The organism is Variovorax paradoxus B4 (assembly GCF_000463015.1).
GTDB classification, from domain to species: domain Bacteria; phylum Pseudomonadota; class Gammaproteobacteria; order Burkholderiales; family Burkholderiaceae_C; genus Variovorax; species Variovorax paradoxus_E.
On record NC_022247.1, the window covers coordinates 508,700 to 532,719 of the forward strand.

The window sequence follows — 24,020 nt, forward strand, 5'->3', positions numbered from 1 at the left end:
TAGGGCTGCGGCATCGATCTTGCATATTGCGGATCGATGCTTCGCTTCCTACTCACGCGGGTGAGCTTGCTGGTGCCGACCTTCATCGGCATGACGCTGCTTGCCTTCTTCCTCATCCGGCTGGTGCCGGGCGATCCCATTGAAACCATGGCCGGCGAACGCGGGATCGACCCCGCGCGCCATGCCCAGCTGCGCGCGGCCTACGGCTTCGACAAGCCGGTGATCGTGCAGTACGGCATCTACATCGGCCGCGTGCTGCGCGGCGATCTCGGCAAGTCGCTCATCACGCAGGAATCGGTCGCCAACGAGTTCCTCGCACTGTTTCCCGCCACGGTCGAGCTTGCGGTGTGCGCGATTGCCTTTGCGCTGCTGCTGGGGCTGCCGGCGGGCATCCTGGCGGCGGTGCGGCGCAATTCCATCTTCGACCATGGCGTGATGGCCACCTCGCTCACCGGCTATTCGATGCCGATCTTCTGGTGGGGGCTGCTGCTGATCCTGTTCTTCTCGGTGCAGCTGGGCTGGACACCCGTGTCGGGCCGCATCGCGGTGCAGTACTTCGTCGAGCCCGAGACCGGCTTCCTGCTGATCGACGCGCTGCGCGCCGGCGACACCGACGCTTTCTGGTCGGCTCTGCATCACCTGGTCTTGCCGGCCATCGTGCTCGGCACCGTGCCGCTCGCGGTCATCGCACGCATGACGCGCTCGGCCATGCTCGAGGTGCTGGGCGAGGACTACATCCGCACCGCGCGCGCCAAGGGCCTCTCGCGCCTTCGCGTGGTGGGGCTGCATGCGCTGCGCAATGCGCTGATTCCGGTGGTCACGGTGATCGGCCTGCAGGTGGGCGTGCTCTTCACGGGTGCGATCCTCACCGAAACCATCTTTTCCTGGCCCGGTGTCGGCAAATGGCTCATCGAGGCCATCGGCCGGCGCGACTACCCGGTGCTGCAGGGCGGCATGCTGCTGCAGGGCGGCATCGTGATGGTGGTCAACCTGCTGGTCGACGTGACCTACGGCGTCATCAACCCGAGGATCCGGCGCTGAACATGGCCTCGACTCAAACCATTTCCTCGACCGGCGCGGGCCAGGCGCCGCCCGGTCCCTGGCGCGAGTTCTGGACGGCCTTTTCGGCCAACCGCGGCGCGGTCATCGGGCTTGCCACCATCGCGGTGCTGCTGCTCGTCGCGCTGTTCGCGCCGTGGATTGCGCCGCATGCGCCGAACGAAACCAACAGCGCCGTCTTCCTGCTGCCGCCGGCATGGCAGCAGGGCGGTTCCGCCAGCTACCTGCTGGGCACCGACGCCATCGGGCGCGACATTCTTTCGCGCCTCATGTTCGGCGCGCGGCTGTCGCTGTCGATCGGCGTGGCCGTGGTGGCGCTGTCGGTGGTGGCGGGCGTCGTGCTCGGCCTGGTTGCGGGGTTCTTCCGCGGCGTGCTCGAGATCGCGATCATGCGGCTGATGGACATCGTGCTGACGCTGCCGAGCCTGCTGCTCGCCATCGTGATCGTCGCGATCCTCGGGCCGGGGCTGGTCAACGCCATGCTCGCGGTGGCGATCGTGGTGCTGCCGCACTATGTGCGCATCACCCGCGCGGCGGTCATTGCCGAAGTGTCGCGCGACTACGTGACGGCGGCGCGCGTGAGCGGTGCCGGCACGCTGCGCCTGATGTTCAGCGAGGTGCTGCCCAACTGCGCGGCACCGCTCATCGTGCAGGCCTCGCTCGGCATCTCGACCGCCATCCTCGACGCGGCCGCGCTCGGCTTCCTCGGCCTCGGCGCGCAGCCGCCGTCGCCCGAGTGGGGAACGATGCTGGCCGATGCGCGCGAGTTCGTGCTGCGCGCATGGTGGGTCGTGACCTTCCCGGGCCTCGCGATTCTCGCGGCCGTGCTGGCCTTCAATCTGCTCGGCGACGGCCTGCGCGATGCGCTCGACCCCAAACTGAAACGATGACAACGTTCGATGACCCGATTCCAGGGGCGCCGCGGAACCGGCTTTGCCGGGCCGCTGGTGCCGCCGCCTGCAAGGGGGTTGGCGAAGCGACACGAAGTGCGCGAAGACTGGGGGTGAGATGAGTCTTCTGGACATCAAGGACCTGCACGTCGAATTCCCGACGCAGGGCGGCGTGCTGCATGCCGTCGACGGCGTGAGCCTCACGCTCGAGGAGGGCGAGGTGCTCGGCATCGTCGGCGAATCGGGTTCGGGCAAGAGCGTGACGATGATGGCGCTAATGGGCCTCGTGGGCTTTCCGGGCCGCGTGCGCGCGGACCACATGCGCTTCGCGGGCAAGGAGCTGCTCGGCATCTCCGACAAGGCCCGCCGCGCGCTGGTCGGCAAGGAGGTCGCGATGATCTTCCAGGAACCGACCACCAGCCTCAACCCCTGCTTCACCATCGGCTTCCAGTTGATGGAAACGCTGCGGCTGCACCTTCATCTGGACCGGCGCACGGCGAAGAAGCGCGCGACCGAACTGCTCGAACAGGTCGGCATACCCGCCGCGTCGTCGCGCCTGGGCAGCTATCCGCACCAGCTCTCGGGCGGCATGAACCAGCGGGTGATGATCGCGATGGCCATTGCCTGCAATCCGCGCCTGTTGATCGCCGACGAGCCGACCACCGCGCTCGACGTGACGATCCAGGCGCAGATCCTCGACCTGCTGCGCGAGCTGCAGAAGGAGCGCGGCATGGCGCTGGTGCTCATCACGCACAACATGGGCGTGGTCAGCGAAATGGCGCAGCGCATTGCCGTGATGTATGCGGGCCAGGTGATGGAGCAGCAGCGCGTCGACCGGCTCTTTGCGAATCCGCAGCATCCCTATACCGAGGCCCTGCTGGCCGCGCTGCCCGAGCGCGCGGCGCCCGAGGGGCGGCTTGCCACCATCGCGGGCGTGGTGCCGGGCGTGCACGACCGGCCGGCCGGCTGCCTGTTCGCGCCGCGCTGCAGCTATGTGACGACAAAAGCCTGCAACGTGCGGCCGGCGCTGCGCGCGGTGGCGTCCCAGCCCGGCGCCGAGGTGTGTTGCCATTTCCCGCTCGGCGAGCCCGGGCGGATGGCGGCCATCAAGGCCGACCGGCCGCGGCAGCAGGCCGTGGAGGCGCTGCCATGAGCGCAGCGCCAAGGGGGCATCAATGAGCGGCGATGTCGTCGTGGAGGCGCGCAACCTGCAGCGCACCTATGAAATACGGCGCGGCATGTTCCGCGCACCTGCGCAGTTGCGCGCGGTGGGCGATATCTCGTTTCGCATCGAGCGCGGTCGAACGCTGGCGGTGGTCGGCGAATCGGGCTGCGGCAAGTCCACGCTCGCGCGCATGGTCGCGCTGATCGAGAAGCCCACGGCCGGGCAGCTCACGCTGGTCGGCCACGACGCGGTGGACCCGCCCTCCGATCGCCGGCGCGAACTGCGCCAGGCAGTGCAGCTGGTGTTCCAGAACCCCTATGGTTCGCTCAATCCACGCAAGAAGATCAGCGCCGTGCTCGAGGATCCGCTGGCCATCAACACGGCGCTCGGCAAGCCCGAGCGGGCCGCCAAGGCGCGCGAGATGCTTGCGCGCGTGGGCCTGCGGCCCGAGCATGCGAACCGCTATCCGCACATGTTCTCGGGCGGCCAGCGCCAGCGCATTGCCATTGCGCGCGCGCTCATGCTGGAGCCGCGCCTTCTGGTGGCCGACGAGCCGGTATCGGCGCTCGACGTGTCGATCCAGGCGCAGGTGCTGAACCTGCTGGCCGACCTGCAGGCCGAACTCGGCCTGGCCTATCTCTTCATTTCGCACGATCTGGGCGTGGTGCGGCACATCGCGCACGACGTGCTGGTGATGTACCTCGGCCATGCGGTGGAGCAGGGCCCCAAGGCACGCATCTTCGCGCGGCCGCTGCATCCCTACACGCAGGCGCTGCTGGCGTCCACGCCCGGGCTCAGCAGCCAGCGCATCGTGCTCAAGGGCGAGCTGCCGTCGCCGCTGAATCCGCCTTCGGGCTGCGTCTTCAACACGCGCTGTCCGCACGTGACGCAGCGCTGCCGCGAGGAGCGGCCCCTGCTGCGCGCGCTCGACGAGCGGCTGGTGGCCTGCCACTACGCCGAGAAGTTTCTCGATGGCACGCCGCCGGTCAGCGCCGATGTGCCTTTGTCCCCGCCGTTCGTCGCGCCCCTGGCGATGAACCCCTAGCCTGGATATTTCGCGAGTAGAAGGTCGGCAGCCCTGAGCCGGGATGCGTTGTTATTGGTATCTGATGCCAAGAACATGCAACTCGAGAACAGGACTGCCAGTGCCAAAGTGTACCGATGTGCCAGTGAGATTTTGCAAGGTTGGGCGTCGCGTCGTGGAGGCGGCGTTTGACGGCGGAGATATCGTCAGCGACGGTGGTGCGGTACTGCTCAAGCAAGTCGATGAGCGCATCGGCTTGACGCGCGCGGCGGCGCGCGTGTTCGCTGACGCACGGCGCAAGGCCAGCGTGCGTCACGACATTCGCAGTCTGCTCGCGCAGCGCGTGTACGGCTTGTGTTGTGGCTGGGAAAGTGTTTCGCAGCACAACACGCTGCGCCATGACCTGGCGCACCAAACGGCGGTAGGTCGTGTCGTTGAGCTGGCCTCGGCGCCGACGTTGAGCCGGTTGGAGACTTCGGCCACGAGCGAGCATGCCGCGGCGTTGCACGCTGTTTTGTTGGATCAATTCATCGCTAGCCGCATGACGACCCCCGACGAACTCGTGCTCGACATCGATGCCACGCACATCCCGCTGTACGGTGACCAGGAAGGCGCGCACTTCCACGCCCACTACGACAACTACTGCTACTTGCCGCTGTACATCTTCTGTGGGCAAGACATGCTCGCGTGCGTGCTGCGCCCGAGCTGGCGCGATCCGGCCAGCGTGCTCAGCGCGTTGATCAAGCTGATCGCGCGACGGCTGCGCCAGGCGTGGCCCGGCGTGCGGCTCGTGGTGCGCGGCGACTCCGGCTTCTGTCGCCCGAAGGCGCTGCGCCGCTTCGACGCCTGGGGCATTGACTACATCGTGGGCCTGCAGAAGAACTCCGCCTTGCTTGAACGCGTGGCCATCGCTGAACACGCGCTGGCCGAGCAGTACGAAGCCGTCGGCACGAAGCAGCGCCTGATCGGCGAGTTCCGATATGCAACGCGCAGCTGGGAGCGTGAGCGGCGCGTCATCGCGCGGCTGGAGCACGGCGCGCAAGGGCGCAATCCACGCTTCGTGGTCACGAGCCTGGAAGCGGGAGACGCCAAGTCGCTGTACGAGGACTTGTACTGCGCCCGCGGTGAGGCCGAGAACCGCATCAAGGAAGCGCAGATCGACCTGTTCGGTCGCCGCGGCAGTTGTCGCCGCTTCGCGTCCAACCAGATGCGCCTGCTGTTGGCTGCGCTGGCCTACACCTTGATGATCAACCTGCGCCGGCTGGCCCTTCAAGGCACGCAGTTGGAACGCGCGTGCACCGCCACCATCCGCGTCAAGCTGCTCAAGATCGGCGCCGCCGTGCTGCGCAATACCCGTCGCATCCGCCTGCTGCTGGCCTCGCACCACCCGCTCAAGCACGTCTTCCTCACGGCCGCTCGCGCACTGGCTCCATAGATCGCGTCGAGTGCTGTCCCCGGCACGTCGACAAACAACGGGGGTAAGGGGGCACTGCGTCTTCAGCCCCAGCAATGCGGCTGAAATCTCACTCATCGCGGTTGTATCGCGCGCTTCGCGCCCTACATTGATCAACTGCCATCGCGACACGTCACTCGCGAAATATCCAGGCTAGTTCACTTCAACCGTGTCCCAAGGAGTTGCCATGAAGACTCAGCCATTCGTTTCGCGCCGCTCGCCAAGGCTTGCCGCGCTGCTCGCGCCGACGGCACTCGCCGTGCTCGCACTGGCCTGCGGCACCGTGTCCGCCAAGACGCTGGTCTATTGCTCGGAGGGCAGCCCCGAGAATTTCTATCCGGGTGTGAACACCACCGGCACCTCGTTCGACGTGACCACGCAGGTCTACAACACCATCGTCGAGTTCGAGCGCGGCGGCACCAAGGTCGTGCCCGGCCTGGCGGAAAAATGGGACATCTCGGCCGACGGCACGCAGTACACCTTCCACCTGCGCAAGGGCGTCAAGTGGCACAGCACCAGCAAGAGCTTCAAGCCCACGCGCGACTTCAATGCCGACGACTTCATCTTCATGCTCGAGCGGCAGTGGAAGGAAAGCGATCCCTTCTTCAAGGTCACGAGCCAGAACCATTCCTACTTCAACGACATGGGCATGCCCAAGCTCCTGAAGTCGGTGGACCGCATCGACGACCTGACCGTGGAGATCACGCTCAACCAGGCCGAGGCGCCGTTTCTTGCCAACCTCGCGATGCAGTACGCGGGCATCCAGTCGAAGGAATACGCGATTGCGATGCTGAAGGCCGGCACGCCTGAGAAGGTCGACCAGGACCCGATCGGCACCGGCCCCTTCTACCTCGTGCAGTACCAGAAGGACGCGGTCATCCGCTTCAAGGCCTTCCCGCAGTACTGGGGCGGCAAGGCGAAGATCGACGACCTGGTGTTCGCGATCACGCCCGACGCCTCGGTGCGCTGGGCCAAGCTGCAGAAGGGCGAATGCCACGTCATGCCGTACCCGAACCCGGCCGACCTCGACGCGATACGCAAGGATCCGAACGTGCAGGTGCTCGAGCAGCCCGGCCTCAACGTCGGCTACCTTTCGTACAACACCACGAAGAAGCCCTTCGACGACGTGCGCGTGCGCAAGGCCATCAACATGGCGATCAACAAGAAGGCGATCATCGACGGCGTGTACCTGTCGACCGGCGTGGCCGCGAAGAACCCCATTCCGCCGACCATGTGGTCCTACAACGATGCGGTCAAGGACGATCCGTACGATCCCGAAGCCGCCAAGAAGCTGCTGGCGCAGGCCGGCTTTCCCGATGGTTTCTCGACCGACCTGTGGGCCATGCCGGTGCAGCGGCCCTACAACCCGAACGCCAAGCGCATCGCCGAGCTGATGCAGGCCGATCTCGCCAAGATCAACGTCAAGGCCGAGATCAAGAGCTTCGAGTGGGGCGAGTACCGCAAGCGCCTGCAGGCCGGCGAGCACCAGATGGGCATGCTGGGCTGGACCGGCGACAACGGCGACCCCGACAATTTCCTCTACACGCTGCTGGGCTGCGCCTCGGCCAAGTCGGCCAGCGGCAGCAACATCTCGAAGTTCTGCTACCAGCCGTACGAAGACCTCGTGCTGAAGGCCAAGAGCGCGACCAGGCAGGCCGACCGCGACGCGCTCTACAAGAAGGCGCAAGTCATCTTCAAGGAACAGGCGCCGTGGTTCACCATCGCGCATGCGGTGCAGCTGAAGCCGGTGCGCAAGGAGGTGGTCGACTTCAAGCTCAGCCCCTTCGGCCGCCACACTTTCTACGGCGTGGACATCAAGTAACCGATGAGCGCACCGGTCGCCATCGTCGCTGCCATGCACGAAGAGCTGAGCGCGCTCCTCGCGCAGATGCCGGACGAGCAGCGCGTGCGCGCCGCGGGGCGCGACTTCTGGGTCGGCCACCTGCACGGCCAGCCGGTGGTGGCCGTGCTGTCGCGCATCGGCAAGGTCGCGGCGGCGGTGACGGCCACGGTGCTGCTCGAGCGCTTCGGCGTGCGGGCGATCGTGTTCACGGGCGTCGCCGGCGGGCTCGCGCCGGGCGTGAACGTCGGCGACGTGGTGGTCGCAACGCAGCTGCTGCAGCACGACCTCGATGCCTCGCCGATCTTTCCGAAGTACGAGGTGCCGCTCATGGGCCTTTCGCGCTTCGCGGCCGATGCCGCAGTCAGCGATGCGCTGGCGGCCGTGGCCGAAGAGACGCTGCGCGATCCGGTGGCGTTGCTGGGGCAGGAGGCCGTCGATGAGTTCGGCCTCCGGTCGCCGAAGGTGCACCGGGGCTTGCTGGTGAGCGGCGATCGCTTCGTCTCGACGGCGGCCGAAAGCGATGCGTTGCGGCGCAACCTGCCCGATGCGCTTGCGGTCGAGATGGAAGGCGCGGCGGTGGCGCAGGTGTGCCACGACTACGGCGTGCCCTTTGCGGCGATGCGGACCATCTCGGACCGGGCCGACGACGCCGCGCATGGCGACTTCGCACGCTTCGTCGCCGAAGTGGCGAGCCGCTACAGCCTTGCGCTGGCGAGCGCGTGGCTGGCCACGCTGCCTTCTTGCCGCGAAACGCCCGCCGCTACTTGAGCCAGCCGCGCCGGCGGAAGTACCACATCGGCACCAGCGCGCTCGCCGCCATCAGCGCCAGCGCATATGGATAGCCCAGCGACCAGTCGAGCTCGGGCATGAGCTTGAAGTTCATGCCGTAGATGCTCGCGATCAGCGTGGGCGGCAGCAGCGCCACGCTGGCCACCGAGAAGATCTTGATGGTCTTGTTCTGGTTGATGTTGATGAAACCGACGGTCGCATCCATCAGGAAGTTGATCTTGTCGAACAGGAAGGCCGTGTGGTTGTCCAGCGATTCGATGTCGCGCAGGATCTGCCGCGCCTCCTCGAACTGCTCGGCGTTGAGCATGCGGCTGCGCATCATGAAGCTCACCGCGCGGCGCGTGTCCATCACGTTGCGCCGGATGCGGCCGTTCAAGTCTTCCTGGCGCGCGATCGCCGCCAGCACCTCGCCGGCCAGCTCGTCGCTGACGTTGCCTTCGAGCACCTTCTTGCCCGCGACCTCGAGTTCGTCGTAGATGTTCTCGAGCGTGTCGGCCGAGTATTCGGCGTCGGCGTCGAACAGCTTGAGCAGCACTTCCTTCGCGTCTTCGATGAGGCCGGGGGCGCGGCGCGCACGCATGCGCAGCAGCCGGAACACGGGCACGTCCTCGTCATGGATGGAGAACAGCACGCCGCGGCTGCGAAGCTCGGTGTTGTGCTGGTTCAGGATGAACGCAACGCGCACCGACCGCGGGTCTTCGTCGTCGTCGATCAGGAAGTCGGAGCGGATGTGCAGTTCGCCGTTGTCTTCCTCGTAGAAGCGGGCCGACTCCTCGATGTCCTCGTCCATCGCGTCTTCGGGAATCGAAAGGCCGTAGTACTGCTTGATCCAGCGCTTTTCCTCGAGCGTGGGCGATTCGAGGTCGACCCAGATCGGCTGGAACTTGGAAAGCTCCTCGAGCGCCTCGATCTCTTCCTGGACAAGGCGGCCGTTGGCGAGCGTAAAGATATTGAGCATGGGCTCACTCCCGTGAAATGGCTGAGGCGATGGGGCGAGGGGAGGGGTGCTTTCAATCCCCGGGCCCTGATGTCAGCGATCGAGGGGCGTCAGGACGCGGGAGTTGAAAGCTGCCGAGACGGTGCGGTTTCCATGATGCGGTCTCCAGTTGCAGCGAGGGGCGATTATGTCATCGGCCATGTGACGGCAAGGCCGCCGATCTGGATGGACATACAGTAAAGTTGCGGCCATGCAGACCGCTGCGCTCCCCGCTTTTCCCGCCGTCGGCACCCCCGGCACCGCCCAGGCCGAGCGCCTGGCCGCGGCACTTTCGGCGCTCAACGACGAGCAGCGCGCCGCCGTCGAGCACGGCGTCGGCACGCTGGTCGGGCGCGACGAGCGGCCGCTGCTGGTGATCGCCGGCGCGGGCTCCGGCAAGACCAGCACGCTGGCGCACCGGGTGGCGCACCTCATTGCCGGCGGCGTCGATCCGCAGCGCCTGCTGCTCTTGACCTTCTCGCGCCGCGCGGCGCAGGAAATGGAGCGCCGCGCGGGCCAGGTGCTGGCGCGCGTGCTCGGGCTCAAATCCGAAAAGCCGCCCGCGCTGCCGTGGGCCGGCACTTTCCATGGCATCGGCGCACGCCTGCTGCGCGAATACGCCGCGCACATCGGCCTGAACGACCACTTCACGATCCACGACCGCGGGGACGCCGAGGACCTGATGGGCCTGGTGCGCCACGAGCTCGGCCTGTCGTCGAGCGTGAACCGCTTTCCGCGCAAGGGCACCTGCCTTTCGATCTATTCGCGATGCGTCAACACGCGCGCGCCGCTGGCCGATGTGCTCGCCGAGGCCTTTCCGTGGTGCGCCGAGTGGGAAGCCGAACTCAAGCGCCTGTTCGGCGCCTATGTCGAGGCCAAGCAGCAGCAGAACGTGCTCGACTACGACGACCTGCTGCTCTATTGGGCCGGCATGGCGGCCGAGCCCGCGCTGGCGGCGCTGGTCGGCGCGCGCTTCGACCACGTCCTGGTCGACGAGTACCAGGACACCAACCTGCTGCAGGCCTCGATCCTGCGGGCGCTCAAGCCCGATGGCCGCGGCGTGACGGTGGTGGGCGACGACGCGCAGTCGATCTACTCGTTTCGCGGCGCAACGGTGCGTAACATCCTCGACTTTTCGTCGCAGTTCTCGCAGGCCGCGCGCGTGGTCACGCTGGAGCGCAACTACCGCTCGACCCAGCCCATTCTCGATGTCTCGAACCGGGTCATTGCGCAGGCCGCCGAGCGGCATGCCAAGACGCTCTGGACCGACAAGCCCTCCGCGGGCCGGCCGCAGCTGGTGCTGGTGCCCGACGAGGCGCAGCAGGCCGTCTGGGTGGCCGACAAGGTGCTGGCGCACCGCGAGGGCGGCCTGGCGCTCAAGTCGCAGGCGGTGCTGTTTCGCGCCGCCACGCACAGTGCGCCGCTCGAGCTGGAACTGGCGCGCCGCAACATTCCGTTCGTGAAGTACGGCGGCCTCAAGTTTCTCGAGGCCTCGCATGTGAAGGACCTGCTCGCGGTGCTGCGCTTCGCCGAGAACCCGCGCGGGCGCATGGCGGGATTCCGCGTCACGCAGCTCATCCCGGGCATCGGGCCCGCCACGGGCGCGCGGCTGCTCGATGCCATGGACCAGGCCGCCGATCCGGTGGCGGCGGTGCGCGGGTTCGTGCCGCCACCCGCCGCGCGCGCGGAGTGGGCGGTGTTTGCCGAAGCCTATGCCGCGCTGTGCGCGCCATCGCTGCCGTGGCCGGCCGATGTGGAACTGGCGGTGCGCTGGTATTTGCCGCACCTCGACCGGCTCTACGACGACCCCTCCGGCGTGCGGCGCGGCGACGTCGAGCAATTGACGCGGCTGGCGTCGGGCTATGCCTCGCGCGAGCGCTTCCTGACGGAACTCACGCTCGATCCGCCCGAAGCCACCAGCGACAGGCCGGGCCCGCCCTCGCTCGACGAGGACTACCTGATCCTGTCCACCATCCACTCGGCCAAGGGGCAGGAGTGGAATTCGGTGCACGTGCTCAACGTGGTCGACGGCTGCCTGCCGGCCGACGTGGCGCAGAGCGCGCATGAGCTCGAGGAGGAGCGGCGGCTGCTCTACGTGGCAATGACACGGGCGCGCGACCACCTGCATCTTCTGGTGCCGCAGCGCTTCTACGTGACGCAGCAGGCCGTGCGCGGCGACCGGCACCTGTATGCCAACCGCACGCGCTTCATTTCCGAACGGGATCTCGCGGGCTTCGAGCAGCAGACCTGGCCGCCACCGCCGGAGCGGCCGCCCGCGGTGCCGCCGCCGGCCGCGGTGATCGACCTGCGCAACCGCATGCGCGCCGCCTGGAGCTGAACCGGCAGGCCCTTTGCCTGGCAGGGTCACCGGTGGTGACGCACTGAAACACTTGCTGCCCAAGTGCCGCATCGGCGTGGCCAGCATGCGCGGGCAGCTATGGAATCCCTAGCGGATTGGAGCATGGCCCGCATGCGCCCGCCACCCGGAGAAGCCAGCTATTGCAATACCGTGACAGCTTGGGCATAGTGAATCGACCGTCCCTTCTTTTCTCTTCTTTCCCTCTTTTCTCCCCAACCCCACACCTGTTTCGCCGGCCACGCTCCATCCCGGAGCGGGGCCATTTTCCCAACCGTCAATTCTCAGGAGGTCATTCATGAATTTGACGATCAGCGGTCATCACCTCGACGTCACCCCTGCCTTGCGCACCTACGTCACGAGCAAGCTGGACCGGATCACACGGCACTTCGACCAGGTGGTCGATGTGAAGGTGCTCCTCACGGTGGAAAAGCAGAAGGAAAAGGAACGCCGCCAAAGGGCGGAGTGCAACATTCACGTCAAGGGTAACGACATGTTCGCGGAGTCGAGCCACGCTGATCTCTACGCTGCGGTCGATGAACTGGTCGACAAACTCGACCGCCAGGTGGTGCGCCACAAGGACCGCCTGCAGGACCACCATCACGCTGCGGCCAAGCGCGTGATGTAGACCACGGGCAAGGGCTGCGGCCCCTGCGACAAGCCGCCTCCGGGCGGCTTTTTGCTGCCTGTTTTTTCATCATCGCCCGCAGGCCCGGCGAGGCCTTCCGGCAACATGTAGCCAAAAAGTAAGTAACGGGAGTGGGGGTTTTTACCAAGCGGGTGCATAATCGCCCCCGCCCTGCCCCCACCATGAATCGCCTCGCGTCCATCCTGCCGCCCGCTCAAGTGCTTGTGAGCGTTGACGCTACCAGCAAGAAACGTGCTTTCGAAGAAGCCGGCTTGCTGTTCGAGAGCCTTCACGGCCTCGGCCGCGCCCTGATCACCGACAGCCTGTTTGCGCGCGAACGGCTCGGCTCCACCGGGCTCGGGCACGGGGTGGCCATTCCGCATGGCCGCATCAAGGGCCTCAAGGCTCCCATGGCCGCGGTCTTCCAGCTGGCGAATCCGATCGGTTTCGACGCGCCGGACGAGCAGCCCGTCGGGCTCCTGATCTTCCTGCTGGTGCCCGAGGCGGCCACCCAGAAGCACCTTGAAATCCTCTCCGAGATCGCCGAGCTGCTGAGCGACGCCAACCTGCGCGAGCTGATCAAGTCGAGCACCGACGCGGCCGAACTGCACGGACTCATTGCCGGCTGGCAGTCGACGCAAGTCGCCTGAGGTGCCCGCTCCCGGGCTCCCGCGGCCCCGCAGGGCCGGTTCCGCGGTATTCTGGCCGGCCTCCAACTAGGCGCTGAGCGCCATCTCCCTACGCATGAAGCCGACCGTCATCAGTGCCGACGCCATGTTCGAGGAATTCCGCGGGTCGCTCCGCTGGGAATGGCTCGCCGGGCTCGGTGCTTCAGAGCGCCAGTTCGATCCTGAAGTCATCAGCCGCGCCCAGTCGGCGGCGGACCTGGTCGGCTACCTCAATTACATCCATCCGTACCGCGTTCAGATCCTGGGCGCGCGCGAAGTGGCCTACCTGACGCGCGGCAGCCAGGAAGACTGCGCCCGGCGCATTGCCCGCATCGTCACCCTGGAGCCGCCCATGCTGGTGCTGGCCGACGGCCAGGCCGCGCCGGACGAGCTGCTATCGATTTGCGAGCGCGCCCAGCTGCCGCTGTTCGCCACCCGCGAGTCGTCGGCCTTCGTGATCGACCTGCTGCGGGCCTACCTGTCCAAGCATTTCGCGGAACGCACCTCGATGCACGGGGTGTTCATGGACATCCTGGGCATGGGGGTCATGATCACCGGCGAATCGGGGCTCGGGAAGAGCGAGCTCGGGCTGGAACTGATTTCGCGCGGCAACGGCCTGGTGGCCGACGACGCGGTCGACCTTTTCCGCATCAACCAGAACACCATCGAGGGCCGCTGTCCCGACCTGCTGCTCAACCTGCTGGAGGTGCGCGGCATCGGCTTGCTGGACATCCGCGCGATCTTCGGCGAGACGGCGGTGCGGCGGAAGATGCGGCTCAAGCTCATCGTGCACCTGGTGCGCCGCGACAGCTTCGAGCGCGACTACGAGCGCATGCCCTCGGCGCCGCTCACGCAGGACGTGCTGGGCATTCCGGTGCGCAAGGTCATCATCCAGGTGGTGGCCGGGCGCAACATCGCCGTGCTGGTGGAAGCCGCCGTGCGCAATTCGATCCTGCAGCTGCGCGGCATCGACACCTATGCCGATTTCGTGGCGCGCCACCACAAGGCGATGGAAAACGGGCGCGACGGGGACTGACGGGTTACCTTTTACCGACGCAGTCGCCGCACAGGCCGTAGAGCGACATCGCGTGGTCCTGCAGGATCCAGCCCTTGTCCTTTGAAATCATCTGCTGGCGGCGCTCGATCTCGGCGTCGTAGAACTCCTCGACCTTGCCGCACGAGGTGCAGATCAGGTGGTCGTGGTGCGTGCCCTCGTTCAGTTCGTAGACCGCCTTGCCGCTTTCGAAATGGCTGCGCTCGAGGATGCCGGCCTGCTCGAACTGGGTCAGCACGCGGTAGACGGTGGCCAGGCCGATGTCGGAGTGCTCGTTCAGGAGCACGCGAAAAACGTCCTCGGCCGTCATGTGGCGCTGGCTGCCGGTCTGGAAGATCTCGAGGATCTTCAGGCGTGGCAGGGTGGCCTTGAGGCCGGTGTTCTTGAGTTCGTCGATGTTGGCCATGATGGTTCCTGCGCCCTGGGCTGCAGACGGGCCCAAAAGGGCCAGCCGCTACAATGGCCGATCATATCGCTACCCCCCTTTTTCCTCCCATGCCTGCCATTCTCCAACGCCGTCCCTGGCTGCTGGCTGCGGCCGTCGCCGCGACGTTCTGCCTCGGCGCCTGCAGCGGCTTCAGCGATCGCACGCGTGGTGCGCTGACGGCCATCACGCCCTACAAGGTCGAAGTGGTCCAGGGCAATTTCGTGTCGAAGGAACAGGTCGAGGCGCTCAAGCCTGGCATGTCGCGCCAGCAGGTGCGTGAAATCCTCGGCACGTCGCTGCTGACCGACGTCTTCCACAAGGATCGCTGGGACTACGTCTTCACGATCAGGCGCCAGGGCGTCGATCCCCAGGAACGCCGCCTGACCGTCTTCTTCAACGGCGAACTGCTCGAGCGCTTCGAGGGCGACCCGATGCCCAGCGAAGAAGAATTCGTTGCCACGCTCGACACCCGCAAGAAGAGCGGCAAGGTGCCGCCGCTCGAGGCGTCGGAAGAAGAACTCAAGAAATTCGCCCCCAAGGAAGACGGCAAGAAGGCCGATGCCACCACCACGGCAACCGGCCAGCCGCCGCTTCCTGCCGCGTATCCCCCGCTCGAAGCTGCGCGCTGAGCACGCGCCAAACACAGGGCGAGGGCGGGCGCACCCGCCGGGTCAGGCGGGGCGTGCCGGTTTCCATGCCAACTTCCAAGGCTGAATCCGCGTGACTGAATCCATTTCCACTTCTTCGTCCCTTTCCGAGTCTTCCACGCCCCCCCTGCGGCGCATCGCGATCGCAGGCGCTTCGGGCCGCATGGGCCGCATGCTGGTCGAGGCGGTGCGCGAGGCGCAGGATTGCCGGCTGGCCGGCGCACTCGACATGGCGGGCAGCAACGCCGTCGGCGCCGATGCGGCCGCCTTTCTCGGGTTCACGAGTGGCGTGCCGATCGTGGCCGACCTGCGCAACGGCCTGCAGGACGCGCAGGTGCTCATCGACTTCACCCGCCCCGAAGGAACGCTCGCGCACCTGGCGGTCTGCCGCGAACTCGGCGTGCAGGCCGTGATCGGCACCACCGGCTTCAGCGATGCGCAGAAGGCCGAGATCGCCGAGATCGCCAAGGACATCGCGATCATGGTCTCGCCCAACATGAGCGTGGGCGTCAACGTCACCTTCAAGCTGCTCGAAATGGCGGCCAAGGCGCTCTCGACGGGCTACGACATCGAGATCATCGAGGCGCACCACCGCCACAAGGTCGATGCGCCCTCGGGCACCGCGCTCAAGATGGGCGAGGTCATTGCCGAGGCGCTGGGCCGCGACCTGAAGGAATGCGCCGTCTACGGCCGCGAAGGCATCACCGGCGAGCGCGACCCGTCGACCATCGGCTTTGCCGCCATCCGCGGCGGCGACATCGTGGGCGACCACACCGTGCTGTTCGCGGGCACCGGCGAGCGCATCGAGATCACCCACAAGTCGGCCAGCCGCGTCACCTACGCGCAGGGCGCCCTGCGCGCCGTGCGCTTCCTGGCCGGCCAGAAGGCAGGCCTGTTCGACATGTTCGACGTGCTGGGCCTGCGCTGAAAGAACGATGAGCGTCCTCGAATTGCTGACCCACGGCGACGGCGTGAGCCGCTCGGTGGCGGCGCTGCTGCTCGCCATGTCGATCTCGAGCTGGGTGGTGATTCTCTGGAAAGCCTGGCTGCTGCGCGGCGGCACGCGCGACGTGCTGCGCAGCATCGCCGCATTCTGGCAATCGGCCACGCTCGCCGATGCGCAGCAGCGGCTCCAGGCCTTCGACCGCGCCGCCCTGGTGGGGCCGGCGGTGAGCGCCATCAGGAATGCGGCAGCAGCAGATGCAGGCGATGCAACGCTCGGCGCGACCACCGGCGACCGCAACCAGCGGCTCACGCGGGCGCTGCGCGGCGCGCTGCATGGCGCGCTGCGGCGCCTGCAGTCCGGCCAGATCCTGCTGGCCACGGTCGGTGCCACGGCGCCCTTCGTGGGCCTGCTCGGCACCGTGTGGGGCATCTACGGCGCGCTGTCGGGCATTGCCGGCCAGACGGGCGGCTTCACGATCGACAAGGTGGCCGGCCCGGTGGGCGAGGCGCTGGTGATGACGGCTTTCGGCCTGGCCGTGGCCATTCCGGCCGTGCTGGCCTACAACGTGTTCGGCCGCGTCATCGGCCGCATCGAAGCCGAGCTCGAGGGATTTGCGCACGACCTGCTCGGCAGCTTCGGCAGCGCCCCGGTACCCGCCGCGCCGCCGCCCGCGCGGCCCATGCCGGTGTCGGCCTAGCCCCGGCGGAGCACAGGAACATATGGCCTTCGGTCGCACCTCCCTGGGCAGCAGTGCCGCTGGCGGCGGGCGCGCGACGGGAGCCGGCGGACAGCGGCCGCTGTCCGACATCAACGTCACGCCGCTGGTCGACGTGATGCTGGTGCTGCTGGTGATCTTCATCATCACCGCGCCGCTGATGGCGAGTTCGATCAAGCTCGACCTGCCGCAGACCGATGCCGGCCAGCCCAACGACACGCCCAAGTTCGTGAGCGTGTCGGTCGATGCCTCGGGCAAGACCTTCTTCAACGACCAGGCGGTGACGGACGAGGAACTGGCCGCCCGGCTGCAGAAGGCCGCCGCCGACAGCAAGGACACCGAAGTGCAGCTGCGCGCCGACCAGACCGTGCCCTACGGCAAGCTGGTGGCGCTGATGGGCATCGCGAACAAGGCGGGCCTGAACCGCATCGGGTTCGTGACCGAGGCGCCCGCGCAAGGCCAGCCGCCGCCGGCCCCGCGCTGACGCCCAGGACGCCGGACGACCGGTCCGGTCGGCTCAATCGGGCGCCGATGGCGCGCGTTTCTTCAGGCCCGGCAGCGTCCAGCCCAGTGTCATGCCCGCGGCCGCCAGCAGGATCGCGGCAGCGCCCAGAAGCTGTGCGGGATGCAGCCGCTGGCCGAAAGCCAGGTAGTCCACGCCGATCGCCACCACCGGATAGATGAAGGACAGCGCGCCCGCCATGTGCGTCGGGAGCTTCTGGATCGCGCCGTAGAGCAGCGTGAAAACCAGCCCCGTGTAGACGACGCCCATGGCCAGATGCGTGCCCCACACGCCGGCATTCTTCGGAAGCTCCGCCAGGTTGGCAAACGGCGCCAGCAGCACGCTGCCCACGCAGACCTGGACCAGCGCGATCAGGTGGGGCGGCGTGCCGTCGAGCTGCTTCGCGACGATGGCTGCAATGGCGTAGAAGAACGCAGCCCCCAGCGCCATCAGGATGCCCGGGACATACGAGGCGCCATGGCTGCCGCCGCCCGGCTTGGCCTCGGCAATCAGCAGGACGCCCGCGAACGCGATGCCCAGCCAGGCCAGCTTGGCCGCCGTCAGCCGCTCGGAGAAGAACAGGGCGCCAAGGCCCACCAGCATGAACGGCTGGGTGTTGTAGACCGCCGTGGCGATGGAGATCGACGCATGCGAGAACGACGCGAAGATCAGCAGCCAGTTGAGCACCAGCGCGGCGCCGCCCAGCGCCGCCAGCGCAACGACGCGCAGCGTCAGCAGGCGCCTGCGAAGCAGCCCGAGCGCGGCGCACACCGCAACGAGCGTGAGGGCGCCGAAGGCGCAGCGCCAGAACAGCAGGTCGGCCAGCGGCTGGCCGGAGCGGATGACGAACCAGCCGATGGTTCCCGAAATGGCCATGGCCGCGCTCATTTCGAGCGCGCCCCGCATCTGTCTTTGCATGATCGGAATTCTTGTGGAGCAAGTCTCAGGTTGCCATTGATGTGCCGATGGGCCTATGATTTTCCGAAGGGAAAAATCCATTCGATGCTAAGAAAACAAGGCAAAGCCCCGTTGTCTCCAAAGGATCTGAAATGCTGGACGAGGTCGAACAAAAGATTCTCGAGGTCATGCTGCAGGACGCGCGCATCTCGCTGAAAGACCTGGCCGCCCGCGTCGGCATGTCTTCGCCGAGTGTTTCGGAGCGGCTTCGGCGGCTCGAAGAGCGCCGCGTGATCCGCGGCTACACGGTCGAGATCGATCCGAAGGCGCTGGGCTACCAGCTGCAGGCGATCGTGCGCATCCGCCCGTTGCCGGGCCAGCTGCAGGTGGTGCAGAAGCTGATCGAGAACACGCCCGAATTCGGCGAGTGCGACAAGGTCACGGGCGAAGATTGCTACATCGCACGCTTGTTCGTGCGCTCCATCGAGCAGCTCGACCAGGTGCTGGACCGCATCGTCGACAAGGCCGAGACGCACACGGCCATCGTCAAGATGCAGCCGATACGCCGGCGCGCGCCGCCCTTGCGGCTGGGCTGAGGCAAAGACCGGCGCGGCGCCGGCTCAGCCCAGTACCACCGGCCTGGTGTGCCAGATCTCGTGCGCGTACTGCGCAATGGTGCGGTCCGACGAGAACGCGCCCATGCCTGCTACGTTCAGGATGGCCATGTGCGTCCATGCGTCCGGGTCGCGGTACAGCGCATCGACCTCGGCCTGCTTCTCGACGTAGCTCGCATAGTCGGCCAGCAGCAGGTAGTGGTCGCCCCAGTTCACCAGCGCGTCGTAGATGCCCTGGTAGCGCGAGGGCTCGCCGGCCGAGAATGCGCCGTCGCGGATGGCGTCGAGCACGCGCTTGAGCTCGGCGTTCTCCTCGTAGATGTCGCGCGGCTGGTAGCCGTGGGCGCGGATGTCGGCCACCTCCGGCGTGGTGTTGCCGAAGATGAAGATGTTCTCCGCGCCCACGTTGTCGCGCATCTCCACGTTGGCGCCGTCGAGCGTGCCGATGGTGAGCGCGCCGTTGAGCGCGAACTTCATGTTGCCGGTGCCCGAGGCCTCGGTGCCCGCGGTCGAGATCTGCTCCGACAGGTCGGCCGCGGGCATGATCACCTCGGCCAGGCTCACGCTGTAGTTGGGCAGGAACACCACCTTCAGCAGCTTGCCGGCGCGGCTGTCGTTGTTGATGGTGTTGGCCACGTCGTTGATCAGCCGGATCACGAGCTTGGCCATCTGGTAGGCCGAGGCTGCCTTGCCGGCGAACACCACCACGCGCGGCACGATGTCGATCGGCCCGCCGGCGGCCTGCGCATCGAGGATGCGGTGGTAGCGCGTGATCACGTGCAGCACGTTGAGCAGCTGCCGCTTGTATTCGTGGATGCGCTTGACCTGCACGTCGAACATCGCGTCGGTGTCGAGCACGATGTCCATGTGCTGCTCCACCCAGTTGGCCAGGCGCAGCTTGTTCTCGCGCTTGGCATGGCGGAAGGCGCGTGCGAAGGCGGGCTGGGCCGCCATCGGCCGCAGCGCCTCGAGCTGCGAGAGGTCGCGCCGCCAGCCCTTGCCCAGGCGCTGGTCGAGCAGGCTCGCGAGCGGCGGGTTGGCCTGCGCGAGCCAGCGCCTCGGCGTGACGCCGTTGGTCTTGTTGTTGAAGCGCTCGGGAAAGATCTTCGCGAAGTCCGCGAAGATCGATTGCTTCATGAGTTCGGAATGCAGGCCCGACACGCCGTTGATCGAATGGCTCGCGAGCACCGCCACGTAGGCCATGCGCACGCGGCGCTCGCCCGCCTCGTCGACCAGCGACAGCCGGCGCAGCAGCTCGACGTCGTTGCCGGCCTTCTGCGTCACGGCGGCGAGGAACTTCGCGTTCATGTCGTAGATGATCTGCAGGTGCCGCGGCAGGATGCGCCCGAGCATCTCGACCGGCCAGGTCTCCAGCGCCTCGTGCATCAGCGTGTGGTTGGTGTAGCTGAACACCTTCTGCGTATGGGCCCAGGCCACGTCCCACGCCAGGCCGTGCTCGTCGAGCAGGAGGCGCATGAGCTCGGGCACCGCGAGCACCGGGTGCGTGTCGTTCAGGTGGATGCTGACCTTGTCGGCCAGCTGGTCGAAGCTCTTGTGGTTGCGCAGGTAGCGCCGCAGCAGGTCCTGCACGCTCGCGCTGCAGAAGAAATATTCCTGGTGCAGCCGCAGCTCCCGGCCCGAGGGCGTGGAGTCGTCGGGGTAGAGCACGCGCGAGACGTTCTCGGAGTGGTTCTTGCTCTCCACCGCCGCCATGTAGTTGCCGCGGTTGAAGGCCGAGAGATCGATCTCCTCGGTGGCGCGCGCCGACCACAGGCGCAGCGTGTTGGTGGCCTGCGTGCCGTAGCCCGGAATGATGGTGTCGTAGGCCACGGCCAGCACGTCGTGCGTGTCGACCCAGTCGGCCGCGCCGTAGGGCGCGTTCTTTCCCTCGCGCCTTTGTACATGGCCGCCGAAGCGCACGCGGTAGTTCACCTCGGGCCGCTGGAACTCCCAGGGGTTGCCGCGCGTGAGCCAGTAGTCGGGCGTCTCCACCTGCTGGCCGTCGACGATGCGCTGGCGGAACATGCCGTATTCGTAGCGGATGCCGTAGCCCATGCCGGGCACGCCGAGCGTGGCCATCGAGTCGAGAAAACAGGCCGCGAGCCGGCCGAGGCCGCCGTTGCCGAGCGCCGCGTCGGGCTCGCGCTCGGACAGCGCCGCCATGTCCACGCCGAAGTCGGCCAGCGCCTCGCGCACCGTGTCGTAGAGGTCGACCGCCAGCAGCGCATTGGTGAAGGTGCGCCCGATCAGGAACTCCATCGAGAGGTAGTAGACGCGCTTCAGGTCCTGCGCATAGTTGGCGCGCGTGGTCGCCATCCAGCGCTCGACCAGCTGGTCGCGCACGGCCAGCGCGGTGGCGTGCAGCCAGTCGTCCTGGCTGGCCGCCACAGGGTCCTTGCCGACCGCATAGATCAGCTTGTTGGCGACGGCGCGCTTGAACGCGGCCACGTCGCGGTCGGGATGGTCGTAGGCGAAGTCTTTGATGGTCATGGGCTTCGGTGAAGAGTTGCGGGGGTTGTGCGCCGTGGCGCTTTGTTCAGGTGCCGGCGGACTCGAACGCCTGCCGGTAGACCTCGATGTACTGGTCGGCGGCGGTGGCCCAGTCGGCCGAGCGCCGCATGGCGTTGCCGCGCACGCGGCGCCAGTCGGGCGCGCGCTGGTAGAGCGCGAAGGCGCGCCGCAGCGCGCGCTCGTAGTCGGCGGCGTCGAAGCGGTCGAACACGAAGCCGGTGGCGTGGCCGCTGGCCATGTCTTCGAGCGTGCAGTCGACGACCGTGTCGGCCAGGCCGCCGACGCGGCGCACCAGTGGCAGGCTGCCGTACTTCAGGCCGTACATCTGCGTGAGGCCGCAGGGCTCGAAGAGCGATGGCACCAGCGTCACGTCGCCGCCGCCGAAGAGCTGGTGCGCCAGCGTTTCGTTGTAGCCGATGGTGACGCTGACCGAGCGGGGCGCGGCCGCCGCGCGCTCGCGGAAGGCTTCCTCGAGCCAGGCCTCGCCGCTGCCCAGCAGCGCGAGCTGCCCGCCTTCGGCCAGCAGGGCATCGAGGCCGCCGAGCACGAGGTGCAGGCCCTTCTGCTCGGTGAGCCGGCTGACCAGGATGAAGAGCGGCGCGTCGGGGCGCTCGGCCAGTCCGAGCTGGTGCTGCAGCACCGCCTTGCAACGCGCCTTGCCCGCCATGTGGCGGCCTTCGGGCGTGTGGTAGCCCTGCACCAGCGCGGTGTCGGTGGCCGGATTCCAGACCTGGTCGTCGACCGCGTTGAGGATGCCCGTGAGCACGCCGCCGCGCAGGCGCAGCAGGCCGTCGAGCCCGAAGCCCTGCTCGGGCGTCTGGATCTCGCGGGCGTAGGTCGGGCTCACGGTGGTCAGGCGGTCCGCGAAGTAGAGGCCGCCCTTCATGAACGACACCTGCCCGTGGTATTCGAGCCCGTTCATGTGGAACGCCGGCGCGGGCAGGCCGAGGTCGGCAAAGTTCCATGGTGCCGAGATGCCCTGGTAGGCCAGGTTGTGCACCGTGAACACGCTGCCCACGCGGGGCGCACCGGCCTCGCGCGCGAAGTGCAGGTAGGCCGGCGCCAGCCCCGCATGCCAGTCGTGCGCATGCACGACCTCGGGCTGCCAGGCGGGATCGAGCCCCTGCGCCAGCTGTGCCGCGGCCCAGCCCAGCAGCGCGAAGCGCCGGTGGTTGTCGCCGTAGGGCTGGCGCGTGGCGTCTTCGTAGGGGTTGCCGGGCCGGTCGTACAGCGCCGGCGCATCGATCACGTAGGCGGTGATCGGCGCCGCCGCGCCATCGATGGCGATGCGGCCCGCGCGCAGGCCGAAGCGTTCCTGGCCCCAGGGTGCGGTGAATTCGGCCACCGGCGCCAGGTCGCGCACGCCGGCCAGGATGGCCGGGAAGCCGGGCAGCAGCACCCGCGCGTCCTGTCCGGCGGCCATGAGGGCGAGTGGCAGCGCGCCGGCCACGTCGGCGAGGCCACCGGTCTTGAGCAGGGGGAACAGTTCGGCGCTGACCTGGAGGATTCGCATCGGGGAAGCGTTGCGGCCTCAGGCAGCCAGCAGGCGCTTGAGCATTTCGCGGGTGACCAGCACCACGCCGTTGTCGGTGCGCTCGAAGCGCGCGGCATCGGCTGCGGCGTCTTCGCCGATCACCATCTCGTCCGGAATGACGCAGCCGCGGTCGACCACCACGCGGTTGAGCCGGGCGCCGCGGCCCACTTCGACGTCTGGCAGCAGCACGGCCTCGTTGATGTCGCAGAACGAATGGATGCGCACGCCCGAGAACAGCACCGAGCTGCTGACCTTGGAGCCCGAGACGATGCAACCGCCCGAGACGATGGTGTTGACCGTCATGCCGTGCCGGCCCTCGCGATCGAGCACGAACTTGGCTGGCGGCAGCTGCCGCTGGTAGGTCCAGATGGGCCAGTCTGTGTCATAGATGTCGAGTTCGGGCGTGATGGAGGCCAGGTCGAGGTTGGCTGCCCAGAATGCATCAATCGTGCCCACGTCGCGCCAGTAGGCCTTGGCGTCGGGCCCGCGCGAGGCGCGCGTGACGCACGACATGCCGAAGGGATGCGCCAGCGCGCGGCCCTGCGCCACGGCGCGCGGGATGATGTCCTTGCCGAAATCGTGGCTCGAATCGGGGTTGACGGCGTCTTCCTCGAGCAGCTGGTAGAGGTACTCGGAATCGAACACGTAGATGCCCATGCTGGCCAGCGCCACGTCGGGATGGCCCGGCATGGCGGGCGGGTCGGCCGGCTTCTCGAGAAAGGCGGTGATCTGGCGGCCGTCGTCGACGGCCATCACGCCGAAGGCGGTGGCTTCCATGCGCGGCACCTCGATGCAGCCGACCGTGCAGCCCAGGCCGCGCTCGGCATGGTCCTTGACCATGATCGAGTAGTCCATCTTGTAGATGTGGTCGCCGGCCAGCACCACCACGTAGTCGTGCTTGGTGGAGCGGGTCTGGATGATGTCCAGGTTCTGGAACACCGCGTCGGCCGTGCCGCGGTACCAGTGCTCGTCGCCCGTGCGCTGCTGCGCGGGCAGCACGTCGACCATCTCGTTGAGCTCGGCGCGCAGGAAGCTCCAGCCGCGCTGCAGGTGGCGCATCAGCGAATGCGATTTGTACTGCGTGACCACCGCCATGCGCCGGATGCCGGAGTTGAGGCAGTTCGACAGCGCGAAGTCGATGATGCGGAACTTGCCGCCGAAGTACACCGCCGGCTTGGCGCGCCGGTCGGTCAGCTGCTTGAGGCGGGAGCCTCGGCCACCGGCCAGCACCAGGGCGATGGTGCGGCGGACCAGTTGATGCGCCTGCAGGGGCGCCTGCGGCGTGTTGCTGTTGGTGTCCATCCTGTGTCTCCGTTCGTTCG

Annotated in this window: 22 protein-coding genes; 16 read left to right on the forward strand and 6 right to left on the reverse strand. The window is 67.4% G+C overall.

Annotated features, from left to right (window positions below):
* Positions 1-36 precede the first annotated feature (36 nt).
* From VAPA_RS02350 to VAPA_RS02380, 7 genes are all read left to right on the forward strand, one after another.
* Positions 37-1,041 (forward strand): ABC transporter permease subunit, encoded by a 1,005-nt coding sequence (locus VAPA_RS02350; RefSeq protein WP_021005165.1) that lies wholly within the window; start codon positions 37-39, stop codon positions 1,039-1,041.
* Positions 1,042-1,043: 2 nt separating this feature from the next.
* Positions 1,044-1,949: an ABC transporter permease subunit gene (locus tag VAPA_RS02355; RefSeq protein WP_021005166.1), complete on the forward strand. Its 906-nt coding sequence runs from the start codon at positions 1,044-1,046 to the stop codon at positions 1,947-1,949.
* A gap of 118 nt (positions 1,950-2,067) precedes the next feature.
* On the forward strand, positions 2,068-3,102 hold the full coding sequence (locus VAPA_RS02360) for an ABC transporter ATP-binding protein (protein ID WP_021005167.1): 1,035 nt from the start codon (positions 2,068-2,070) through the stop codon (positions 3,100-3,102).
* Between the two features lie 22 nt (positions 3,103-3,124).
* Positions 3,125-4,159 carry a peptide ABC transporter ATP-binding protein gene (locus VAPA_RS02365; protein ID WP_021005168.1) on the forward strand — a complete coding sequence of 345 codons (1,035 nt, stop codon included), beginning with the start codon at positions 3,125-3,127 and terminating at the stop codon, positions 4,157-4,159.
* Positions 4,160-4,259: 100 nt separating this feature from the next.
* Positions 4,260-5,573 (forward strand): IS1380 family transposase, encoded by a 1,314-nt coding sequence (locus VAPA_RS02370; protein WP_021004967.1) that lies wholly within the window; start codon positions 4,260-4,262, stop codon positions 5,571-5,573.
* 205 nt (positions 5,574-5,778) lie between these two features.
* A complete protein-coding gene (locus tag VAPA_RS02375; protein WP_021005169.1) occupies positions 5,779-7,413 on the forward strand; it encodes an ABC transporter substrate-binding protein in 1,635 nt (544 codons plus the stop codon).
* 3 nt (positions 7,414-7,416) lie between these two features.
* Positions 7,417-8,202: a 5'-methylthioadenosine/adenosylhomocysteine nucleosidase gene (locus tag VAPA_RS02380; protein WP_021005170.1), complete on the forward strand. Its 786-nt coding sequence runs from the start codon at positions 7,417-7,419 to the stop codon at positions 8,200-8,202.
* Here VAPA_RS02380 and corA read toward each other — a convergent pair.
* Positions 8,195-9,181, reverse strand: coding sequence for a magnesium/cobalt transporter CorA (gene corA, locus VAPA_RS02385; protein WP_021005171.1), 987 nt, complete (start codon positions 9,179-9,181; stop codon positions 8,195-8,197). The genes VAPA_RS02380 and corA overlap by 8 nt on opposite strands.
* Positions 9,182-9,410: 229 nt before the next feature.
* Between corA and VAPA_RS02390 the strand changes: the two genes are divergently transcribed.
* The 4 genes from VAPA_RS02390 (at position 9,411) to hprK (ending at position 13,887) form a co-directional block, all read left to right on the forward strand.
* Positions 9,411-11,537 (forward strand): ATP-dependent helicase, encoded by a 2,127-nt coding sequence (locus VAPA_RS02390; RefSeq protein WP_021005172.1) that lies wholly within the window; start codon positions 9,411-9,413, stop codon positions 11,535-11,537.
* Between the two features lie 316 nt (positions 11,538-11,853).
* Positions 11,854-12,183, forward strand: coding sequence for a ribosome hibernation-promoting factor, HPF/YfiA family (hpf, locus tag VAPA_RS02395; protein ID WP_021005173.1), 330 nt, complete (start codon positions 11,854-11,856; stop codon positions 12,181-12,183).
* Positions 12,184-12,365: 182 nt separating this feature from the next.
* Complete coding sequence (locus VAPA_RS02400) at positions 12,366-12,833, forward strand: PTS sugar transporter subunit IIA (protein ID WP_021005174.1); 468 nt, start codon at positions 12,366-12,368, stop codon at positions 12,831-12,833.
* A 94-nt stretch (positions 12,834-12,927) separates the two neighbouring features.
* The gene (gene hprK, locus VAPA_RS02405; RefSeq protein ID WP_021005175.1) at positions 12,928-13,887 is read left to right on the forward strand and encodes an HPr(Ser) kinase/phosphatase; all 960 of its coding nucleotides are present in this window, start codon (positions 12,928-12,930) and stop codon (positions 13,885-13,887) included.
* 4 nt (positions 13,888-13,891) lie between these two features.
* Here hprK and fur read toward each other — a convergent pair whose 3' ends face one another.
* Positions 13,892-14,311: a ferric iron uptake transcriptional regulator gene (gene fur, locus VAPA_RS02410; protein ID WP_021005176.1), complete on the reverse strand. Its 420-nt coding sequence runs from the start codon at positions 14,309-14,311 to the stop codon at positions 13,892-13,894.
* A gap of 89 nt (positions 14,312-14,400) precedes the next feature.
* Between fur and VAPA_RS02415 the strand changes: the two genes are divergently transcribed.
* The 4 genes from VAPA_RS02415 to VAPA_RS02430 all read left to right on the forward strand — a co-directional run bounded on the left by VAPA_RS02415 (position 14,401) and on the right by VAPA_RS02430 (position 17,124).
* Entirely contained in the window at positions 14,401-14,961 is a 561-nt protein-coding gene (locus VAPA_RS02415; RefSeq protein ID WP_041945979.1) for an outer membrane protein assembly factor BamE, read from the forward strand.
* Positions 14,962-15,106: 145 nt separating this feature from the next.
* A complete protein-coding gene (gene dapB / locus VAPA_RS02420; protein WP_268977812.1) occupies positions 15,107-15,907 on the forward strand; it encodes a 4-hydroxy-tetrahydrodipicolinate reductase in 801 nt (266 codons plus the stop codon).
* A 7-nt stretch (positions 15,908-15,914) separates the two neighbouring features.
* Positions 15,915-16,622: a MotA/TolQ/ExbB proton channel family protein gene (locus tag VAPA_RS02425; RefSeq protein WP_021005179.1), complete on the forward strand. Its 708-nt coding sequence runs from the start codon at positions 15,915-15,917 to the stop codon at positions 16,620-16,622.
* A 22-nt stretch (positions 16,623-16,644) separates the two neighbouring features.
* Complete coding sequence (locus VAPA_RS02430; protein WP_021005180.1) at positions 16,645-17,124, forward strand: ExbD/TolR family protein; 480 nt, start codon at positions 16,645-16,647, stop codon at positions 17,122-17,124.
* 33 nt (positions 17,125-17,157) lie between these two features.
* On the opposite strand, the gene VAPA_RS02435 is transcribed toward VAPA_RS02430, so the two are convergent.
* Positions 17,158-18,060: a DMT family transporter gene (locus VAPA_RS02435; protein WP_021005181.1), complete on the reverse strand. Its 903-nt coding sequence runs from the start codon at positions 18,058-18,060 to the stop codon at positions 17,158-17,160.
* Positions 18,061-18,191: 131 nt separating this feature from the next.
* Here VAPA_RS02435 and VAPA_RS02440 point away from each other — a divergent pair, with 131 nt between their 5' ends.
* Entirely contained in the window at positions 18,192-18,635 is a 444-nt protein-coding gene (locus VAPA_RS02440; protein ID WP_021005182.1) for an Lrp/AsnC family transcriptional regulator, read from the forward strand.
* A 24-nt stretch (positions 18,636-18,659) separates the two neighbouring features.
* Here the strand turns inward: VAPA_RS02440 and VAPA_RS02445 are convergent, their stop codons facing one another.
* The 3 genes from VAPA_RS02445 to glgC are packed head-to-tail and all read right to left on the reverse strand — an operon-like array spanning position 18,660 to position 24,000.
* Positions 18,660-21,143: a glycogen/starch/alpha-glucan phosphorylase gene (locus tag VAPA_RS02445; RefSeq protein WP_021005183.1), complete on the reverse strand. Its 2,484-nt coding sequence runs from the start codon at positions 21,141-21,143 to the stop codon at positions 18,660-18,662.
* A 46-nt stretch (positions 21,144-21,189) separates the two neighbouring features.
* A complete protein-coding gene (gene glgA / locus VAPA_RS02450) occupies positions 21,190-22,677 on the reverse strand; it encodes a glycogen synthase GlgA (RefSeq protein ID WP_021005184.1) in 1,488 nt (495 codons plus the stop codon).
* Positions 22,678-22,695: 18 nt separating this feature from the next.
* Positions 22,696-24,000 carry a glucose-1-phosphate adenylyltransferase gene (gene glgC, locus VAPA_RS02455; RefSeq protein WP_021005185.1) on the reverse strand — a complete coding sequence of 435 codons (1,305 nt, stop codon included), beginning with the start codon at positions 23,998-24,000 and terminating at the stop codon, positions 22,696-22,698.
* Between the last annotated feature and the right edge of the window lie 20 nt (positions 24,001-24,020).

Bases quoted from the DNA above. Each gene is read 5' to 3' on its own strand.
- VAPA_RS02350 (WP_021005165.1), top strand. From the start codon at position 37: ATGCTTCGCTTCCTACTCACGCGGGTGAGCTTGCTGGTGCCGACCTTC.
- VAPA_RS02355 (WP_021005166.1), top strand. From the start codon at position 1,044: ATGGCCTCGACTCAAACCATTTCCTCGACCGGCGCGGGCCAGGCGCCG.
- VAPA_RS02360 (WP_021005167.1), top strand. From the start codon at position 2,068: ATGAGTCTTCTGGACATCAAGGACCTGCACGTCGAATTCCCGACGCAG.
- VAPA_RS02365 (WP_021005168.1), top strand. From the start codon at position 3,125: ATGAGCGGCGATGTCGTCGTGGAGGCGCGCAACCTGCAGCGCACCTAT.
- VAPA_RS02375 (WP_021005169.1), top strand. From the start codon at position 5,779: ATGAAGACTCAGCCATTCGTTTCGCGCCGCTCGCCAAGGCTTGCCGCG.
- VAPA_RS02380 (WP_021005170.1), top strand. From the start codon at position 7,417: ATGAGCGCACCGGTCGCCATCGTCGCTGCCATGCACGAAGAGCTGAGC.
- corA (WP_021005171.1), bottom strand. From the start codon at position 9,181: ATGCTCAATATCTTTACGCTCGCCAACGGCCGCCTTGTCCAGGAAGAG.
- VAPA_RS02390 (WP_021005172.1), top strand. From the start codon at position 9,411: ATGCAGACCGCTGCGCTCCCCGCTTTTCCCGCCGTCGGCACCCCCGGC.
- hpf (WP_021005173.1), top strand. From the start codon at position 11,854: ATGAATTTGACGATCAGCGGTCATCACCTCGACGTCACCCCTGCCTTG.
- VAPA_RS02400 (WP_021005174.1), top strand. From the start codon at position 12,366: ATGAATCGCCTCGCGTCCATCCTGCCGCCCGCTCAAGTGCTTGTGAGC.
- hprK (WP_021005175.1), top strand. From the start codon at position 12,928: ATGAAGCCGACCGTCATCAGTGCCGACGCCATGTTCGAGGAATTCCGC.
- fur (WP_021005176.1), bottom strand. From the start codon at position 14,311: ATGGCCAACATCGACGAACTCAAGAACACCGGCCTCAAGGCCACCCTG.
- VAPA_RS02415 (WP_041945979.1), top strand. From the start codon at position 14,401: ATGCCTGCCATTCTCCAACGCCGTCCCTGGCTGCTGGCTGCGGCCGTC.
- VAPA_RS02425 (WP_021005179.1), top strand. From the start codon at position 15,915: ATGAGCGTCCTCGAATTGCTGACCCACGGCGACGGCGTGAGCCGCTCG.
- VAPA_RS02430 (WP_021005180.1), top strand. From the start codon at position 16,645: ATGGCCTTCGGTCGCACCTCCCTGGGCAGCAGTGCCGCTGGCGGCGGG.
- VAPA_RS02435 (WP_021005181.1), bottom strand. From the start codon at position 18,060: ATGCAAAGACAGATGCGGGGCGCGCTCGAAATGAGCGCGGCCATGGCC.
- VAPA_RS02440 (WP_021005182.1), top strand. From the start codon at position 18,192: ATGCTGGACGAGGTCGAACAAAAGATTCTCGAGGTCATGCTGCAGGAC.
- VAPA_RS02445 (WP_021005183.1), bottom strand. From the start codon at position 21,143: ATGACCATCAAAGACTTCGCCTACGACCATCCCGACCGCGACGTGGCC.
- glgA (WP_021005184.1), bottom strand. From the start codon at position 22,677: ATGCGAATCCTCCAGGTCAGCGCCGAACTGTTCCCCCTGCTCAAGACC.
- glgC (WP_021005185.1), bottom strand. From the start codon at position 24,000: ATGGACACCAACAGCAACACGCCGCAGGCGCCCCTGCAGGCGCATCAA.